General features: G+C 33.5%; 16 protein-coding genes. 4 read left to right on the forward strand and 12 right to left on the reverse strand.

Annotation, left to right across the window (positions count from 1 at the left end):
* Positions 1–7 precede the first annotated feature (7 nt).
* Together hcp and EDC58_RS03295 are read left to right on the forward strand one after the other, a co-directional pair.
* Positions 8–1432, forward strand: coding sequence for a hydroxylamine reductase (gene hcp / locus EDC58_RS03290; RefSeq protein WP_123352075.1), 1425 nt, complete (start codon positions 8–10; stop codon positions 1430–1432).
* Positions 1433–1509: 77 nt separating this feature from the next.
* A complete protein-coding gene (locus EDC58_RS03295) occupies positions 1510–1890 on the forward strand; it encodes a bacteriohemerythrin (RefSeq protein ID WP_123352076.1) in 381 nt (126 codons plus the stop codon).
* Here the strand turns inward: EDC58_RS03295 and EDC58_RS03300 are convergent.
* The 5 genes from EDC58_RS03300 to EDC58_RS03320 are packed head-to-tail and all read right to left on the reverse strand — an operon-like array spanning position 1887 to position 7038.
* A complete protein-coding gene (locus tag EDC58_RS03300) occupies positions 1887–3149 on the reverse strand; it encodes a KamA family radical SAM protein (RefSeq protein ID WP_123352077.1) in 1263 nt (420 codons plus the stop codon). The two genes, EDC58_RS03295 and EDC58_RS03300, sit on opposite strands and share 4 nt — an antisense overlap.
* 9 nt (positions 3150–3158) lie before the next feature.
* Positions 3159–3794, reverse strand: coding sequence for a Crp/Fnr family transcriptional regulator (locus tag EDC58_RS03305; protein WP_123352078.1), 636 nt, complete (start codon positions 3792–3794; stop codon positions 3159–3161).
* Complete coding sequence (locus EDC58_RS03310; protein WP_123352079.1) at positions 3794–5518, reverse strand: transglutaminase TgpA family protein; 1725 nt, start codon at positions 5516–5518, stop codon at positions 3794–3796. Before EDC58_RS03310 ends, EDC58_RS03305 begins: the two co-directional genes overlap by 1 nt.
* Entirely contained in the window at positions 5487–6227 is a 741-nt protein-coding gene (locus EDC58_RS03315) for a DUF58 domain-containing protein (protein WP_123352080.1), read from the reverse strand. Before EDC58_RS03315 ends, EDC58_RS03310 begins: the two co-directional genes overlap by 32 nt.
* Entirely contained in the window at positions 6187–7038 is an 852-nt protein-coding gene (locus EDC58_RS03320) for an AAA family ATPase (RefSeq protein WP_235823160.1), read from the reverse strand. Before EDC58_RS03320 ends, EDC58_RS03315 begins: the two co-directional genes overlap by 41 nt.
* A gap of 35 nt (positions 7039–7073) precedes the next feature.
* On the opposite strand from EDC58_RS03320, the gene EDC58_RS03325 reads away from it, so the two are divergent.
* Complete coding sequence (locus EDC58_RS03325; RefSeq protein WP_123352081.1) at positions 7074–7370, forward strand: hypothetical protein; 297 nt, start codon at positions 7074–7076, stop codon at positions 7368–7370.
* Here the strand turns inward: EDC58_RS03325 and EDC58_RS03330 are convergent.
* The 5 genes from EDC58_RS03330 to EDC58_RS03350 are packed head-to-tail and all read right to left on the reverse strand — an operon-like array spanning position 7363 to position 13745.
* Positions 7363–9165, reverse strand: coding sequence for a menaquinone biosynthesis decarboxylase (locus tag EDC58_RS03330; protein ID WP_123352082.1), 1803 nt, complete (start codon positions 9163–9165; stop codon positions 7363–7365). The genes EDC58_RS03325 and EDC58_RS03330 overlap by 8 nt on opposite strands.
* Positions 9152–9679, reverse strand: a complete 528-nt coding sequence (locus EDC58_RS03335) for a hypothetical protein (protein ID WP_123352083.1) — start codon at positions 9677–9679, stop codon at positions 9152–9154. The genes EDC58_RS03330 and EDC58_RS03335 overlap by 14 nt, the downstream gene beginning before the upstream one ends.
* Complete coding sequence (locus tag EDC58_RS03340; RefSeq protein WP_123352084.1) at positions 9660–10133, reverse strand: SixA phosphatase family protein; 474 nt, start codon at positions 10131–10133, stop codon at positions 9660–9662. Before EDC58_RS03340 ends, EDC58_RS03335 begins: the two co-directional genes overlap by 20 nt.
* On the reverse strand, positions 10133–11266 hold the full coding sequence (locus EDC58_RS03345) for a class I SAM-dependent rRNA methyltransferase (protein WP_123352085.1): 1134 nt from the start codon (positions 11264–11266) through the stop codon (positions 10133–10135). The genes EDC58_RS03340 and EDC58_RS03345 overlap by 1 nt, the downstream gene beginning before the upstream one ends.
* Positions 11267–11312: 46 nt before the next feature.
* Entirely contained in the window at positions 11313–13745 is a 2433-nt protein-coding gene (locus tag EDC58_RS03350) for a bifunctional diguanylate cyclase/phosphodiesterase (RefSeq protein WP_123352086.1), read from the reverse strand.
* 175 nt (positions 13746–13920) lie between these two features.
* Here EDC58_RS03350 and EDC58_RS03355 point away from each other — a divergent pair, with 175 nt between their 5' ends.
* A complete protein-coding gene (locus EDC58_RS03355) occupies positions 13921–14991 on the forward strand; it encodes a peptidoglycan-binding domain-containing protein (protein WP_235823161.1) in 1071 nt (356 codons plus the stop codon).
* A gap of 11 nt (positions 14992–15002) precedes the next feature.
* Here the strand turns inward: EDC58_RS03355 and EDC58_RS03360 are convergent, their stop codons facing one another.
* Both EDC58_RS03360 and EDC58_RS03365 read right to left on the reverse strand, forming a co-directional pair.
* Entirely contained in the window at positions 15003–16934 is a 1932-nt protein-coding gene (locus EDC58_RS03360) for an IGHMBP2 family helicase (protein ID WP_123352088.1), read from the reverse strand.
* Between the two features lie 10 nt (positions 16935–16944).
* Entirely contained in the window at positions 16945–18015 is a 1071-nt protein-coding gene (locus tag EDC58_RS03365; RefSeq protein WP_211325216.1) for a ComEC/Rec2 family competence protein, read from the reverse strand.
* Positions 18016–18058 lie beyond the last annotated feature (43 nt).

The following is an 18058-nucleotide window of genomic DNA, read 5'->3' on the forward strand; positions in this document are numbered from 1 at the left end:
AGAAAAAATGTTCGGACTTTTCGGTAAAAAAGAAGAAAGCAAAAAGCAAGCGTGCGATTTGCCGTTTTTATGTTGGCAATGTGAAATGAGCGCACCTGGAGGGTGTGGAGCTCACGGAGAAAGCAAAGGAGTTTGTGGTAAAGACGCGACAAAAGCAAGACTTCAAGACTTAATGACATACGGACTAAGAGGTCTTAGCGCATATAGAGAACACGCAAGAGAATTAATCGAAAAATTCGGTGATGAAGCTGAATGGAAAACATTAATGGATATTGATGACGTAACTGCTGAAACATTATATTTCACACTTACAAACGTAAACTTCAATTTTGACGAGCATATCGCTCAACTTATGAGAGTAGGAAACGCAGGTGTTAAAGTAATGGATTTACTAAGCGAACTTCATACAAAAGCTCTTGGTATCCCTACACCTGTAGAAGTTACTCAAAATAAAGCGGAAGGAAAAGGTATCCTTGTTTCTGGACACAACCTCGATATGCTTGAAAAATTACTTCAAAGAATTGAAGAAAGAGGACTTAGTGATAAAATCAACGTATATACTCACTCGGAAATGTTACCGGCTCACGGATATCCTCATCTAAGAAAATATAAAAACCTAAAAGGAAACATCGGTAAAGCGTGGTTCGACCAAACTGACATCTTCAGCAAATGGAACGGAACGTGCGTAGTAAATACGAACTGTATCGTACCGCCTGAAAAATCAGGAAAAGTTAAAAACTATATCGACAGACTATACACTTACAAAATCGTAGGTATCGAAGGTGCTAAAAAAATTGAAAACGACAATTTCGACCCGCTAATCGACCATACTTTAGAACTTCCTGATATTACGGGATTCGATAGCGACGAAAAAATCGCAACAGGACATCATTACAAAACCGTACTTGAAGCTTACGGAGCGAAAGTACTTGATGCGATTAAAGAAGGAAAATTAAAAAGAGTTTGGGTAATTGCAGGATGTGACGCACCTGGTAGAAAAAGAGACTACTTTAGAGAACTTGCACTTGCAGTACCGAAAGACCATATCATTATCACAAGTAGCTGTGGTAAATTCAGATTCAACGACGTAGATTTCGGAACCGTACCTGGTACTGACATTCCAAGATACATCGACCTAGGACAATGTAACGACTCGAACGGAGCGGTTCATATCGCACTTGCGGTTGCAAACGCTCTTGGAATCGAAGATATCAACGAACTTCCGGTATCAATCGCTCTTATGTGGATGGAACAAAAAGCGATTATCATTTTACTTGCATTGCTTAGCCTTGGAATTAAAGATATCTATATCGGACCGAACGCTCCTCAATTTGCAAACGAAGATATCGTTAATTTCTTAGTACAAAACTTCAACTTAGGAGTAATTTCAGGAGATATTCACAAAGATTTCGGAAAAGAACTCGCAGGCTGATTCGTTTAAACAACCCGCCCTCCTTCCTGGCTTCTTAGCCTTTTTTTTATTAAAATACCGACCAAAAAAGGAAATTTATGGAATTAAAAAGAGTTGCGTTTGAACCAATGAACGAAATCCACGACAAAGAAGGTGAAATACTACAAAAACTCCTAAACGCTATAAAAAACAGAGAAAATCTCGAAGAAATATTCGACGAATTCGTAAAAGATGTGGAAAATCATTTTGAGTTCGAGCAAAACTTAATGGAAAAATACGATTTTTTTGCAAAAATACCTCACAAAATGGAACACGACAGAATCCTAAACGAGCTATATCAACTAAAAAATCACTTAGATAATTACGAAATGCTTGAGAGATATTTTAACGACCACTTTTTACCGTGGCTTGAAAATCATATAGCAACAATGGATACGGTTACGGCCGGATTTTTCAATATGGTAGGGGCAAAGCCCTAATCGAAGATAAACTTATCGGCAAACGCCGGTTTTAACTCGTCTATCCAAGTGGCTTTTTCATCGAATTTAGCAAAAAACGGAATATCTACAAGCTCCGGATTTTTAGCCTGAAGCATATTTAAAACAAACACTTTCTCTCCATTAATCTCATTAACACCAACCACAGCAACTTTACCGGGTGTAGCACTCATACTCGGACCTCTTACAGTTCTTGCAAGTCCGCTGACTTTACTAATAGCGCCTTTATATATTTTCCATGCTTCATATAGCGGTAGCTCGAAATAATGCTTTGCCCCGGTATCGCGCGGCATAAACATATAATAAGGAATCATTCCAAGAGCCACTTGTCTTTTCCACATTTTTTCCCAAACTTCACTGCTTGCGTTTATGTGTCTAAGCACCGGCGCTTGAGTTCTTATAATAGCTCCGGTTTTTCTTATATTTCGGACAGCTTTTTCAAGGATTTCGCCCTCAAGCTCTTTATAGTGATTAAAATGCGCCATAAACGCCAAATGATATCCGCTATCTACGATTTCTCTAAAAAGATTTAACAAATCTTCACTATCGCTGTCACTTACGAATCTATAAGGCCAAAACCCTAAAACTTTAGAGCCGAATCTGATATTTTTAAGATGTGGAATTTTAGCTTTCAATATTGGCTCTATATAAGCTCTAAGAAGTTTAGAGCTCATTACAAGCGGGTCTCCTCCTGTAAATAGCAAATCCGTAATGGTAGGATGAGCTTTTATGTATTCGATTAAAACCTCAACCTCTTTACTTGCGAATTTAAGTTCGTCAATTCCCGTAAATTGAGGCCATCTGAAACAAAAAGTACAATACGCATGACACGTTTGACCTTGTTTCGGGAAAAAAAGAATCGTTTCTTTGTATTTGTGTTGAGACCCCTCAAGTTTTTTTCCGTTAATTTCCGGAATATTTGCCTGTTGTCCCGCCGGATGAGGGTTTAGGCTCATTCTGATATCGTAGATAGTTTTTTGTAATTTATCCTCGTCATCCAACGCTTTTAAAAGCTTCTCTTTATGTTCAGGTTTTAACATCTCCATTTGAGGAAAAACAAGTCTGAAAATCGGGTCGTCTTTGTAGTTTTGCCAATCGATAAGAGTCACGACGTAATTATTGACCTTAAAAGGAAAAACAAGCGAAGCTATCTCTATCTCTTTTATGTCTTCAGGTTTCATATAGGTTTTTACTTGCTCGATTTGTTTAAAACTTTTCGCGTTATATGCTCTGTATTTCAATGCACCTCCTTACCATGTGAAATTTTCTTTTATAAGTTCTCTGTTTTTTACTTTCAGTTTTGAGCCTATATTTTCTATAATACCGAGTTCTTTGAATTTTTTCAACTTTCTACTTAAAGTTTCGGGTTTTATATTCAAAAGACTCGCAATCGAATGCTGTTTTAAATCTTCAAAAGCTTCAGGGTTTTCATAAATAAACTTTGCAATTTTCGTCTCGGTATCAAGTACCAAATTGGCTTGAATAAGCCCGTCGAGATATTTCATTTTTCTAAGCAGAGAACTCATAATAGAAAAACAGACATCACCTTTTTTCATAAACTTTTTAAATTTTTCAAACTCTATTTTCAAAATCACCCCGTCACTATCCATAGCGCAGTTTGCCGGATAGGGCATATTTTCAAGATTAGCAAGCTCGGCTATAAGACTTACGGGACTGAATTTATGAATAATAAGCTCGTTTCCTTTGCTATCGACTTTATATACTCTTGCAACGCCCTCAACCAAAAGATGTAAGTATGCCGGATTTTCTTTTTCGTAAAAAACTATTTCGTCTTTTTTTAATTTTTTTACGATTGTGAATTTTTTCACTTCTTCAATATCTTTATCATCAAGACCTTTAAAAAGAAAAAAACTCTTTAAATTCATTAATTTCTCCTATACTCTTTAATAAGACGTTTTAATTTTTTGATATCGGATTTGGTCGATTTGTAAAACGTGATTTTGTTATAAAGCTCGTTTATTTCATCGAGTTTCGGGTCGTTAAATTGTTTTAGAAACTTATAAACGCTTTGGTTTTGCGGTTTTGCGCCAAGCTTTTTATACAGCTCTTGGAGTAACTCTTTTTTCGTATCTATTCTCTTTGCAAAAACGAAAATCAACACAACGAAAAAAGAAAAAAGTGCTAAAAATTCAAAAAAATGAGCTTTTAAAAATTTGAAAAATTTCTTTTGTTTTAACGTATTATACCTTAAAACCCACTCTTCAACCAAAAATCTTACATATGACATATAAAAGTCAAATTTATCGATTTTATATTCGTTTCTTACTTCTTTTGTCACTTTATATGCAAAATCAGTAGGGTCTATTCTTTTCCACCTGTCATTTATAAGCACTTCGACCCATGCGTGAGCGTTTTTTTCGTAGACTTTACAGTATCCGTTTTTATTATTACTCACCATATATCCGCTAACGACCCTGCTTGGAATTTTTACTATTTTCGCCGCAATGGCAAAAGCGGACGCAAAATGAATACAAAAACCTTTTTTCTTACTAAAAAGCTCGTCAACGATATTTTTTCCGTCTATTTTGCCCGGATTTTGCGTATAAATAACTTTTTGGGCTTTAAAAATTTCTATAAGTTTTTTTAATCGTTCGTTTATATTTTTCTCTTTTAAAAGAGGCTTTAGGAGTTTTTGAGCGTTTTTGTTGTAGTTTTTGTCGTATTCTAAAGCGCCTTTTGGCAAAAAAAGCGGTTTTAATTCATAATTCAACACACTTGTCATTTTTACAAAAAGAGGTCTTTTTATCGTTTTTTTGGAATAAAAAATAAAATTCCCGTCTCTATATCCGTAATTGCTTTGAATCGGTAAATCGACTCCGAAAATTACTCTATTCAAAGTCGGGTACTCTTTTAGCGTATAGGTTACGGGCTTAGTGAAACTTATAAGTTTATCTTTTGAAAAACCTTTCACCCAAATTCCGTTTATCTGCTTATAAAAAACTGCTCCTCTTAAATAGAGTTTTCCGTAACTTTTCGGGAGTTTTAACTCAAGTACCGGTAAATTAAGGAGTTTTATCGATTTCGTATTCGTATTTATTACGTTACTAAAGCCCGAAATTGCCGTATTTGAGGTAAATCCGAATAAAAAATGCTTTTGTGATACTCTTGGAAAAAACAAAAACAAAATCACAACTACCGGCAAAGAAAAAATAAAAATTTTTAAAGAAGTTTTAAGAGGTTCTTTTGAATGTTCTTTTACGGCAAAATATAAAAAGACGAATATTTCGAAAATAACATAAATCAGCATATAAATATTTTGGAAAATAACGATAGAAAAACCGAAAAAGAGATAAGGTGAAATTTTAAGATAGAAATTTTCCTCTTTCGTTCGCTGCATCAATACGGCCCAAATCAAAAGCGACACCAAAAACCTAACGTAAACGTCGAAGTTTTTAAGCTCGAAAATATTAAAACTAAAAAATATAGCCGCAAATCCTAATATTGCAATTAAAAGCGTCTTTTTTTTGTATGCCAAATAAATTCCCAAAACCACAAAGGCTTTCATAAATAGAGGAAGTGCGAAAAAAAGCGGCAAAAACGATACGAAAAGTAAAATATCAATATAACGCAAGTTTTTTAAAAACCTCATCAAAACCCTCTTTCGAATCTATAATAACTGACGGCAAAACTATTTGAAACTCTATATTGTCCCTAAAAGCTTCATAAGCCCACAACGCAAGCTGAGAAATTTTCATCTCTTTATCTCCGTTTATCGAATCGTAATAAAAAACACTTTTTTTATTCTCTCCCGAAGAAAATTTTTTGGCTTTTATGTCGCCTTTTGCGACACTCGGCCAATGAATATATTTCATACTCTCACCCTCATACTCTTTTAACTTCTCAAAATCTTCACCTTTGCCGAAATACTCTTTTAAAGAAACACCTTTTAATTCTGGATATACTAAAAATCTCTTTTTTACTTTTTTGTAAAAAGTCGCAATTCCTATTGGATAATCGCTTTTTATAAAAAATTCGCCTTCTTGATAGCCTCTTTTTGAAAATTTGATTTTTTTTGGTGCAATATCCACCAAGTAAGGCGATGAAAAAGTGATATTCGCTTCTTTGTTTGCAAAAATTTTAATATCAGGAATAAAAACTTCGGCTTTTTTAATATAAACCCTACCCATTATCATACTGACAAACAAAATCGAAAAAATAAAAAACATCGCAATATAAGCGATGTTGTTATTATGTACGAAACCGGCAATAAAAAAAAGCGCTATCAAAAATAGAGCTACGTAAAATTTGGTATGTTTTTTAACCCTGATAGTAGAGTCGAATAATTTTTTTATCCGCATTTTCTTCCAATCTGTGAGGTGTGACGTATTTGAGAATCTCAAAAACGTCTTCGTCTATCACATAATCCCTGCCCTCAATCATCGCATAAGCTTTTGAAATCTCAAGAAGCGTAATAAGCGCTCTTGTAGATAGACCCGTCTCAAAAATATCTCTGCTTATTTTCCCCAAATCCAAAACCAAATCGTATATTTTTTCATCTGTGAAAATCTCTTTTGCTTTTCTTTTATATTTTTCGATACCGCTAAAAGAGTTTATTTCTATTCTTTCGGATTTTAATATAAGCTTTTCAAATTCCCTCTCAGGGTACCCCAAAGATATACAAATCCCGAATCTGTCAAGCTGTGAAAGAGGAAGAGGATATATTCCGTGTTCTTTTGGGTTTTGTGTGGCTATTACGAAAAAATTTTCACTTAGTTTATATGTCTTCCCGTCCACACTCACTTGTCTCTCTTCCATAGCTTCAAGAAGTGCGCTTTGGGCTTTTGGAGTGGCTCTGTTTATCTCATCAGCAAGTAAAATTTCGGTAAAAATCGGCCCCTTTTTAAAAACGAACTCTTTTTTTTGCATATCGAAATAATTAACCCCCACAATATCACTTGGAAGCATATCGGCGCTAAATTGGACTCTTTTGAATTCAAGCCCCAAAACCTTGGCAATCGTTTTTGCAAGCGTTGTTTTTCCAACTCCCGGGACGTCTTCTATCAAAACGTGTTTATCGGCAAAAAATGAAGCGAGGATGATTTTGATTTTCTCTTTTTTACCTTTTATCACTTTTTCTATTTCGGATATTATTTGGTTAATAATTTTCAACTCCTTATTGTATAATTTCAAAAAAAAGGACTTCGATGTATAATAAATTAATCGAATTTGACGACTCCGCTAACGCTATTATATTAAAAACGGATAAAGAAAGTATTAATTCGATAGTGAAACTAAACTCAAAAGAGATAAAAGAGCTAAAAATCAAAAAAGAAGCGATTCTTTTTTATACCCTAAACCCGGTAATAAACAATCCTCTAAAACCCGAATGTACGTTTTTGATTTATACTTCAAACAATATGGAAATAGAAGTAATTTATGAAAGCGAAGATAAAGAAGAGCTAATAAAGTTCGAAGAATTCGTAAAAACGACTCTTATATAACCTGATATTTTTTAAGCTCCTCTTCGCTTATTCCCTCAATCAATCCCAAACTTTTAAGTTTTTCCAAAACTTGCGGCGTAGTATCCACATCAGGCGGCCATTCGCGATTAAACCCGTCTATTTCGCTTTTGTTCGTTCCGTCGATTCCTATTATTTCTTCAATCCACACGTCTCTTAAAGCATCGATATTGTTTGTCACTCTCCATACAAGCATATAAGGGTTGAATGTTTCTGGAGTATTTATAAACACCACAATTCTTAAGTGATTTTTGAGTTTTTTTAGCTTATCGAAAATCTCCCTTGCGGGCTTTGTTTTATTAAACTTAATTACACAAATAGGATTTTTCGTATCGGTCATATACTGCTTTATCTCCTCCACACTCTCATCAAGCGCTTTTATTTTCTCAAACAACTCTTCATCACTTAGCACTACAACATTTTCCATTTTACATTTTCCATTTTCCATTGAATACGTTGCGTCCACTCCAAGCTTACCGCCCACCAACTCTTCTACGCTCGAATGGTCAAGCTCGTCCACCACGCCTTTGCTGATAAGTACTTTTTGCGGGTCGAAATTATTAAGAATATACCTTGTAATGTTTTCATAATCCCTAAGTTCAGGTGCGTCTTCTGCGACAAATATTGCGTGTTTTACAAAACTCATCTGCCCCACACCCCAAAGACTATGCATAACTTGCATACTATGCCCCGGGTATCTCGGAGCTATTTTACAAAGAATCAGGTTATGAAAAACTCCGTTTTCAGGCATTGCGTAATCAATTAAATCGGGCGAAGTGGTTTTAAGTAGAGGCAAAAATATTCTCTCGGTAGCATACCCCATATATTTATCTTCCAAAGGTGGTTTTCCGACAACCGTCGCGTAAAACACCGGGTCTTTTTTTGTCGTAATAGCTTCGACATGCATAACAGGAAAAGGTTTTTTAAGCGTATAATATCCGGTATGGTCTCCAAACATTCCCTCTATTTCCATTTCATTAGGGTCACACCATCCCTCAATCACTATATCCGCATCCGCTGGTACTTCGAGGTCGTTGGTTATACATTTGACGAGCTTAGGATTTTCGCGTCTTACAAATCCGTAAAGCATTACCTCAAAAATCCCGGGAGGCATAGGAGCCGTCGCACACCATGTCCAAAGAGGGTCTCCCCCTATGGCAATCGAAACGGGCATTTTTTTGCCTGCTTTTTTATACTCCCAAAAAAGATGAGCGCTATCTTTATGTATCTGCCAATGAAGCCCGAGACGCTTGTCATCATACACCTGAAGTCTGTACATTCCTACGTTTCTAACGCTTCCGTCAAGACTTTTGGTATAAACCTGCCCCATTGTAATAAATTTTCCGCCGTCAAGCTCCCATGTTTTAAGAATAGGTAAATTGCTAAGTTTTGCAGCTTCTCCTTCATATACGTGATATTGACAATCTCCCGATTTTACACTCTTAGGGATTGTGTTTTTTATCGCAAAGAGCTTCCCGAACGCTTTTAATTTTTCACTAAGAGTTTTTGGAGGTTTCATTTTTATAAGGCTCTCAATCTCACCGGCAATCTCATCAAGGTCGCGCCCGAAAATATCTCTTACCACCTCATCGTTTGCAAAAATATTCATAACAACCGGCATATCGAATTTTTTATCACCCTCAATCGGATTGGTAAACATCAAAATCTTAGGCTCTTTTTTCTTAGCTTCTATATACGCAAGATGAGGTATTTCAAGGTTTATATCAAGTGGAGTGTCTATTATTTTTATGTGTTTTTGCAAATCATTTAATGTCATTATCGCCTCCGAAAAATTTCATTACTACGTTTAAAATGATTATGGTATTCAAAACTTCTTTTAAAATCTCTTGGTTATCGTCTATTTTTTTAGCCAAAGAGAGCATTTCAAGCGATTTTATTATCGCTTCGCTTATTTCTTTGGGGTATTTTAATAAATCGTTTCGTATTTTATCCGGATTTTGAGAAAGAAGTGCGTCTCTTGAGATGAACGGCGCAAAAAATAGAGCCAAATTATCGGCACTTTTTTCATTAAAAAACATAGAAAAATTCTCTATAATCTCTTCTTTGTGAGAAATCAGATACTCACCCTCTTTTAAAGAGTCGAAAAAATCTCTTAATATCTCTATTTCGTTATTGCTAAAACGATTCAAATCGAAAAGTTTTAAAGAAACTCTCTCAAAATCTTCGTTCGCACTCACAATATTAGCCAAATAAACGCTAAAAGTCTCTATCAAGTCACTATCTTGCTTTTTTGCCGTTTCGTCTATTATTTTAAGAATGATTTTTTTCATCAAGAGCCTTTAATTGTTTGTATTGTAATAGCGATTTTAAAACACCCTCTTCAAGCTCGGCTAACGAAGGCTTTTGGAGTTTTATTTTAAGATTCGGAGCATACATTATCTCTTTTATGAAGTTACTCAAATCCGGCTCATGCCCGACTATCGCTATTACTCCCTCATTTTTCAATACTTTTTTTAGCTCCTCCAAACCTGCTCCCGGCAGCAAAAGAGGCGTCTCCTCATACACAGCTTGAGGATAAAAGTTTTTTAAAATTTCTGCGGTTTGTTTTGCTCTAAGTGCCGTTGAGGTGATTATATAATCGATATCCGGATAGATTTTTTTTACTTTTTCAAAAAATTTTTTGGCTCTTTTTTTTCCTTTTTCGTTCAAAGGTCTCTCAAAATCGTGCCCCCTAAATTCGTCCCTATCCACTGCAAGCGAATGTCTTATAAATAAAATTTTCATTAAACTCTCCTTAAAAGTACGCCTGTTAAATACAAAGAATTCGGTACGTTTAGCAAATACGGGTGGTCAATGTCTTGTTTTAAAAATTCGATTACTTCCAAGTCGCATTTTTCAATTACGGCACTGCTTAAAGCCAAATCCAAAAGGTCTTTTGAAGTAATGGAGTGCGAACAGCTGAATAATGCCAAAAACCCTCCCTCTTCAAGAAGTTTTAAGGAGTTAACAATTAAATATTTCCAGCCTTTAATCGCTCCTTTTCTTGCGCTTTTGGTTTTGGCAAAAGCCGGAGGGTCTATAATTATAAGGTCGTATTTTTCTTTTTCATTCTCCAAAAATTTAAATACGTCCGCTTTTATGATTTGATAATTTTTTAGATTGTTAAGAGTGCAGTTTTTTTCTATTTGAGAGCAAGCAAGGGCTGAGATTTCTACGAATTTGGTAAATTTCGCATTCGCATAGATTCCGAATCCCCCAGCATTTGCGAATAAATCAAGAGTTTTTTCGTTTCCGAATTCTCCTACTATTTTTCTATTTTTTCTCTGGTCTAAAAAAAATCCGGTTTTTTGTCCTTCTTTTAGTGAAGTAAAAAACTTTTTATCGTTTTCCACTATTACAAATTCATCATCCACACTGCCGTAAAGAGTTTGGTTTATAACTTCAAGCCCCTCTTTTTCTCTTATTTTATCGCCTTTTTCATATATGCCTTTCGGGTTTAAAAGCTCTATTAAAATTTCGATAATTATTCCTTTGAAATTATCCATCCCGGCAGTCGTAAAACTAACTACCAAATTATCTCCGTATTTATCGACTATAAGTCCCGGTAAAAAATCGGCTTCTGAGTGAATAAGTCTTAAGGAGTTGGTGTTTTTTATAAGCTCTCTTTTTTTTATCGCTTTTTCTATTCTTTTTTTAAAAAAGTTTTTATCAAGATGAGTTTTTTCAAAACTTATGATTCTTGCGCTTATTTTGCTTAGAGAATTATAAAAAGCGGTTGCTACGTAAGTATCTTTATAATACACATCTACGACGCTTCCGGCGTCACACTCGGGAGCTTTCGTAATTTCGTTTTGGTATATCCATAAAAATCTTTTTTTTAACTTTTCATACGCGCTTTTATTGATATAAATTTTCATTTTTTCTCCAAAAGAGTTTTTTGTATTATATCAATAAAAAGCGCAATTAGAGAAGTTTTAAAAACTCCTCTTTCGGCATAGGTTTGTAATAATAAAATCCTTGAATATAATCACAACCCAGGGCCTTTAAAATAGCAACTTGCGATTCGTCTTCCACTCCCTCGGCAACCGTTTTGATATCAAGCTCTTTTGCGAGGTTGATAATCGTTTTCACAATCGCCATATCTTTATGGTTTTGCATCATTTTTCGAATAAAACTGATATCGATTTTAATTATATCCACCGGAAGTTCTCTTATATAGCTTAGCGAAGAATATCCGGTACCGAAATCGTCAATTGCGATTAATATTCCGTTGTCTTTTAGCTTTTCTAAAACTTTTTGAGAATATAATTTTTCGTTTATAAGTACTCTTTCGATAAGCTCGATTTGAAGTCTATAAGGAAATTTTTTACCGATATTTATCAGTTTGTCTATCGCTTGAGTGTTTCTGAATTGTTTTTCGCAAAGATTGTAAGAGAGTTTAACGTTTTTCGTATTTTTTAGAATATTTTCGATGTTATCAAGCATTTTCATTGAAACATTTAAAGAATAATTGCTATTTTCAAGTACGTCTATAAAAACTCCGGGAGTAATGATTTTAGATTTTTCTCTTATTCTCAAAAGCCCCTCCGCCGCAACTATATTTTCTTTTTCGGCATCGACTATAGGCTGAAAGAAAAGTTCGAATCTATTTTTTTCAAGAGAAGTTTTTATTAAGTTCAGAATATCATTGAATTTATAAATCTCTTTACTGTACTCTTTTGAATAAAGTTTTACGATATTAGGCCCCTCTTTTTTTGCGTTTATTAAAGCGATAGAAGCATTGTTTAACAAATCTTCAATATCGCAAGCGTCTTTTGGATAAACCGAAATTCCGGCGTTATAATCGAGTTTTATTTTTTCATTTTTAACTTTATACGTACCACTGAAAACTTCATAGAGTTTATTCAAAATCTTAGGAATACACTCTTCATCCGCTTTTTCCAAAAATATAGCGAATTCGTCCCCGTTGAATCTTCCAAGCGTAATATTAACCGTATGAAATTTATATATCAAATCCCTTTCGAAAAATACGGTTCTTAATTTTTTACCGAGCTGTTTTAATACCTCATCACCTTCTGTAATACCGTATTTGTGATTGATAACATTAAAATTATAAACGTCTACTACCAAAACGATATGCGATTCGTATTTGAATTTTTTGAGATAATCTCTGGCGTGTTTGAAAAATCCTTCTTTATTATAAAGTCCCGTAATCGGGTCTTTGAATTTAAGCTCTTCAATCAAATGAAAATATTTTTTTTCATTTGTAATATCTTTTCCAAGAGAAATATAATAATCCCCTACAGGAACTATTTTATCAAGCAGATAAAAAATAGAGCCGTCCTTTTTCTTATTTATAATAATACTTTCGAAAATTCTTCCTTTTTTTATAGTTTCCCATAACTCTTTATAAAAAATTTCGTCATGAAGTCCGCTTTTGAAAATTTTAGGATTTTTCCCTATAAGCTCCGATTTTTTATAACCGGTGATTTTCTCCACCGTTTCGTTTACAAAAACTACTTTCCCCTTTTTATCGGTTATAACAACCCACTCATGTCCTTTGTTAATTGCATTTAACAAAACGTTTTTAAATTTTATCTCTTCCAGGTTCTCAAGAGTTTTCGAAAGAGCTTTTGAGATGTACTCGATAAGTTTTTTATACCCTTTGAAAAAATCGACTTCATCTTTACAAATACAGATAACTGCTTCTACCTTTTTTCCTTTAAATATAGGAATACCTACAGAACTTAAATAATTTCTTTTTAACATCTCTTCTCTTAAAGGTTCTACATCCGGGTTTATTCTCGTATCGTCGTTAAAATAGATATTTCCGTCTAAAAAAGCTTTTGCTACCGGAGTTTTTAAAAGAGGAGTCTGCTCATCAAGTGGTATTGTTACGTCTTTTATACAATCAAGTCCGTCAGTATCGTTACCCCAAGCTACAGGGATAAGAGCGTTTTTTTGCTTTTTCATAACAAAACAGGCGTTAAATTTGGCTTTTTTAATTACGGCTTTGATAAATTTCTCGTAAAGTTCGTTTTCATTCTTAGACTTTGCCAAAACATCGTTCATATAAATAACGATATCGGTAATATGTTTTTCTCTAATATATTTCGTAAAATCATCCGCTAAAAGTATGAATCCGTCAATTGTTTTTTTAATATAAAAATTTATATGTTTAGTTTCGATTTTGGTTTTTATTGTCACGATTTCTTTAAAAACGCTTTTTTTTGAATTTAAAAACTCTTTTATCTCTTCTATTTTATTCAAATCGTTTAAAATATTTCTTTTTTTCAACCCTAATAATTCTATCACTCTTTTATTTGCGTAAACTTTCGAACCTTGTTTTAATATAAAACCGTACTTGGTGATTTGATTTAATATTGAGACGTCCACACTAAAGCCTTTTTTGTTTTAAAAATCGACATTTGAGATTTTTAATTTAGAAAATATGTAACGAATATTAATTTTTAAGTTAATTTTTTACCCCTAAGCAAAAAATATCATATTTGTATCATTTAGTTTTAATAAAACTTTAATCGTATATTAAACCACTAAAAAAAGGATGAAGATGAACAAAAAAGTACTGCTCGGTATGACACTTGCAGGTGCATTCGTTCTTAGCGGATGTGCAAACAAAACTGAAGTAGCGCCAACGAACACAACAGCTACTCAAACTGCTCAAACGACACAAAACACTCAAACGACTCAAGAGACTCAACCAAAAGTTATCGTAAAAAAAGTTATTGAGACTAAAATCGTAAAAGAAGAAGTAAACAACCCATATCCTCCAAACGCACAACCTGGACATTGTTATGCGAAAGTGGTAATTCCACCGAAATACAAAACTGAAACAAAAAGAGTTTTAGTAAAAGAAGCTGGTGAAAAAATCAAAATCGTTCCGGCACAATTCAAACCTGCAACCGAGCAAGTACTAGTAAGAGAAGAAGCTTATAGAGTTCTTCCGTCAGAACCTGTATATAAAACTGTAACAAAAAAAGTACTTGTAAAACCTGAAACTAAAAAATACGTAGTAGTTCCTGCTAAATACAAAACTGTTACTGAAAAAGTACTTGTAGAGCCTGCTCACACTGTATGGAAAAAAGGTGAAGCTCTTAACGGTTCTAAAGTAACTGACATTATGTGTTACGTAAAAGTTCCTGCTAAATATAAAACTATTACAAAAAGAGTTCTTGTAGAACCTGCTCACGTAAAAGAAGTAACTGTTCCTGCGGTTTACAAAACTATCAAAGTTAAAGTAGTAGATAGAAACGCTACTTGCAAAAAACAAATCATTCCTGCTAAAAAAGCAAACATCAGAGTATATGAACTTGCTCAAGAGCCAAAAGTTCTTAAAGAAACTATCCCTGCTCAATACAGAACAATTACTGAAAGAGTTAAAGTTGAAAACTCTAAACTTGTATGGCAACCAATCGTATGTAAAACAAACCTTACAAGAGATTTAGTAATTAAACTACAAAAAGCTCTTAAAGAAAAAGGTTACTACAAAGGTCCTATCGACGGAATTTACGGAAGATTAACTACTGAAGCGGTTAATGCTTATCAAAAAGACAACAACCTTGCAAGCGGTGCTCTAACTCTTGAAACACTTAAAAAATTAGGCATCGAATATAAAAACTAAGAGGCTCCCTCTTAGTTTATCTCTTTATAAACTCCGTTTTTCTTAACATACTCAATCAAATTTTCATAAGTTTTATGTACTTTTAGAGTTTTTGCATCTCCGATTATTATAAGTTTTCTTTTAGGTCTTGTTATTGCTACGTTTAGACGTCTTACATCGCTCAAAAATCCAATTTCTTCTTTATCGTTCGCTCTTACCAAACTAACAATAATAATCTCTTTTTCCCTACCTTGAAAACCATCTACCGATTTCACTTCTATACGAACATTCTCTTTTTCAAGCAGATTTTTAATGTATTCTTCGTGGTCTTTATAAGGAGTTATTACTCCGATATGCTCTTCTTTTGCTCCCTTATCCAAAAATTCCTTCACAAGCTCTTTTACAAATTCCGCTTCTAAAGGGTTATATTTTGATGGAGAATCTTTTTTTACTTTTTCCAAAAATTTACCACAAGTGTCAAAAAATACATACGGCTCGAAACCTGCGAATTTTTCACTTTCTTTAATGCCTAAATCTTCAATAGTAATATTTTTAATCTCTTCGAAAGTTTTGACTTTACAATCATAAAATTCGCAACTCGGAAAATTGTTTATTTTCTCATTCATTCTATATTGAATTTCAAGAGTATGCATAGCTTCGGGATAAATATGAGAAAACCTCTCGAAAATACTAACTTTTAATCTCTCATCATTACTCAAAATGGTAGGAGGCAGTTGTTTATGGTCTCCCGCAAAAACGACTCTTTTTCCTTTTACAAGAGCAATAAGAGAGCTCGGCTCCATAGCCTGCGCCGCTTCGTCGATAAATACCACGTCAAACTCTCTATTTTCCAAAAATTCACTTCCGGCACCCGAATTGGTAGAAAAAATCACATCGGCTTTTTCCAAAATATCATTCATTATCTCTTCTACAATTGCATTTTTTTTATCATACAGCTTATTGATATTTTGCTGTATTTTTATCCACTCGGCCATCTCTTTTATCCATTCGGCCTTAACACCTCTTTTTCCTTTGCCTTTTTTTGCAAGTTCTAAAATCTCTTCGTCACTCATCCCTCTTCTTCTACCTGGAGTCGGTTTTTTACATCTTTTTTCTTGAAGATACTTCAAATCGTCTATTTTTTTGATAAGTTTTTCAACCTCTTTGTATCTCTTATCGCGTCTGATTTTTACATCCAAAGAGTATTTCATCAAATTACTTTCGATTTTAGCAGGATGACCTATTCTTACGACATTATAATCTTTTAATTTTTCAAGCACGTTATCAACAGCTACGTTACTATCCGCACTCACCAAAATCTTTTTGCCAATATTTTGTTTGATTACTTCCGCAAGTGTCGTAGTCTTACCCGTCCCAGGAGGCCCGTGAATCAAAAACACTTCCGAATTTACAGCCTTTTTTAAAGCTTCGTTTTGAGAAGAGTTTAATGTTTCGCTTGTAATATTCACACTTTTTATCTCTGGCTGTTTTTTACCTATTAAAATTTGAGTGTCAAAAAGAGATTTTTTTTCGGCTACGATATCAAGAGCTTTTTGCATTCTTTTAAAAGTAATATCATTTACATACAAATCAAGTCTGTATAGTTTGCTCCTAAAAATTTGCTCTTTACTATAAACTTCTATAAAGTTTTTTCCTACCGCACTAACGGTCGCTTCTTGGGAAAATTTTAAAGGCTCACCCTTGCTAACAAGTACGATATCTCCCACTTTTATTTGATGTTCGGGCATATTGTTTCTATTGAAGCGATAAATTTTAAAATCCAAAAATTCCCCGACAAATCTCATTCTAAGGCCCAAAACCGCACGGCCTCTTTTTTGTCTCTCAGTCCCGCTTAGACGTTTAATCTCATTAATATGAAATTCTTTTTCGGCGTTTCTTTCTTTTTCGATAAGCTCGCTAAAATATTCCTTATATTCCTGTTCGTTTTCAAATATATATTTCAATTTCCTCTCCTTAAATCGCCAAAATAACTATAAAAAACGCTAATAAATTTATACCATAAAAAAGATATTTACTAAAAAAAGCCAAAAGCGACATAATACCAAATATAACCACCCAAACAAAAGATATCTTCACTTCATAAAATTCGCTTCCCAAAGAGAGATATTTCAAAATAAAATCATCAAAAACACCTCCGAATCCTATCAAATGCAAAAAAATCTCCAAAGGATAAAAAAACGAAAAAATTATATTAACCAATGGAGATAAAAATTGAAAATAATTAAAATTTCCAAAAAAATAATGAGACCAAACAAACATCACCAAAAACATATAAAAACTCAAAAAAACGGAACTAAAAAACGAGAATTTCACATGCTTGAAAAATAGATAAATATAAAACACACCCAAAAAACTTAATAAAAAGCCTATTGAAAATATTTTCGAAAAAAAGATTAAAAAAGAAAACAATATCGTAAAAAATAAGATATTTAAAGAAAACAGCTCCTTAAAACGCATCGCAAAAATAAAAATCAGCACTTCCAAAACATACGCTCGAATAAGCGACGGCGGAAAAGAGGTAAAATAAAGATAGACAAATTCCACCGCCAAAACCAAAATCCCCAAATCAAAAAATCTGTTTCGATAAGGAAATTTTTTTTGAAAAATTTTATATAAAGGCGAAAAAACAAAATACAACACAAAACTAATAAACCCTAAATGTAATCCGCTTAATGCAAAAAGGTGAGAAACTCCTAAGCTTGATAGCTTTTGTCTTGTCGAAAAATCAATAGACTCTCCTAAAAACAACGCTTTAAATAGATTTTTCATAACACTTGAAGAGTGCTGTTTTTCTATAAAAAGATCGATTTTATCTGCCGAAAGCAATTTTATATTAAAACTCGGAGCATAAAAAGTAAAAAGATATTCGAAAAATGAAACTTTTGAAGTTATTATGGTTAATTTCACTTTTTCATTGAGTAGATTTTTTAGATTTTCTCTTGAAGTCGTATAAAAAGTGAGACTATTGTTTTTTAGTTTTAAAATTTGATAATTTTTGCCCTCTTTCTTATATTGATTAATCACTCTTGCTTCTACATTTAAAAATTTATGATTTTTAAAACTTAAA

The organism is Caminibacter pacificus (assembly GCF_003752135.1).
GTDB classification, from domain to species: domain Bacteria; phylum Campylobacterota; class Campylobacteria; order Campylobacterales; family Nautiliaceae; genus Caminibacter; species Caminibacter pacificus.

Bases quoted from the DNA above. Each gene is read 5' to 3' on its own strand.
- EDC58_RS03335 (WP_123352083.1), bottom strand. From the start codon at position 9,679: ATGAAAAAAATCATTCTTAAAATAATAGACGAAACGGCAAAAAAGCAA.
- EDC58_RS03315 (WP_123352080.1), bottom strand. From the start codon at position 6,227: ATGCGGATAAAAAAATTATTCGACTCTACTATCAGGGTTAAAAAACAT.
- EDC58_RS03340 (WP_123352084.1), bottom strand. From the start codon at position 10,133: ATGAAAATTTTATTTATAAGACATTCGCTTGCAGTGGATAGGGACGAA.
- EDC58_RS03345 (WP_123352085.1), bottom strand. From the start codon at position 11,266: ATGAAAATTTATATCAATAAAAGCGCGTATGAAAAGTTAAAAAAAAGA.
- hcp (WP_123352075.1), top strand. From the start codon at position 8: ATGTTCGGACTTTTCGGTAAAAAAGAAGAAAGCAAAAAGCAAGCGTGC.
- EDC58_RS03330 (WP_123352082.1), bottom strand. From the start codon at position 9,165: ATGACATTAAATGATTTGCAAAAACACATAAAAATAATAGACACTCCA.
- EDC58_RS03295 (WP_123352076.1), top strand. From the start codon at position 1,510: ATGGAATTAAAAAGAGTTGCGTTTGAACCAATGAACGAAATCCACGAC.
- EDC58_RS03355 (WP_235823161.1), top strand. From the start codon at position 13,921: ATGAACAAAAAAGTACTGCTCGGTATGACACTTGCAGGTGCATTCGTT.
- EDC58_RS03325 (WP_123352081.1), top strand. From the start codon at position 7,074: ATGTATAATAAATTAATCGAATTTGACGACTCCGCTAACGCTATTATA.
- EDC58_RS03310 (WP_123352079.1), bottom strand. From the start codon at position 5,518: ATGAGGTTTTTAAAAAACTTGCGTTATATTGATATTTTACTTTTCGTA.
- EDC58_RS03305 (WP_123352078.1), bottom strand. From the start codon at position 3,794: ATGAATTTAAAGAGTTTTTTTCTTTTTAAAGGTCTTGATGATAAAGAT.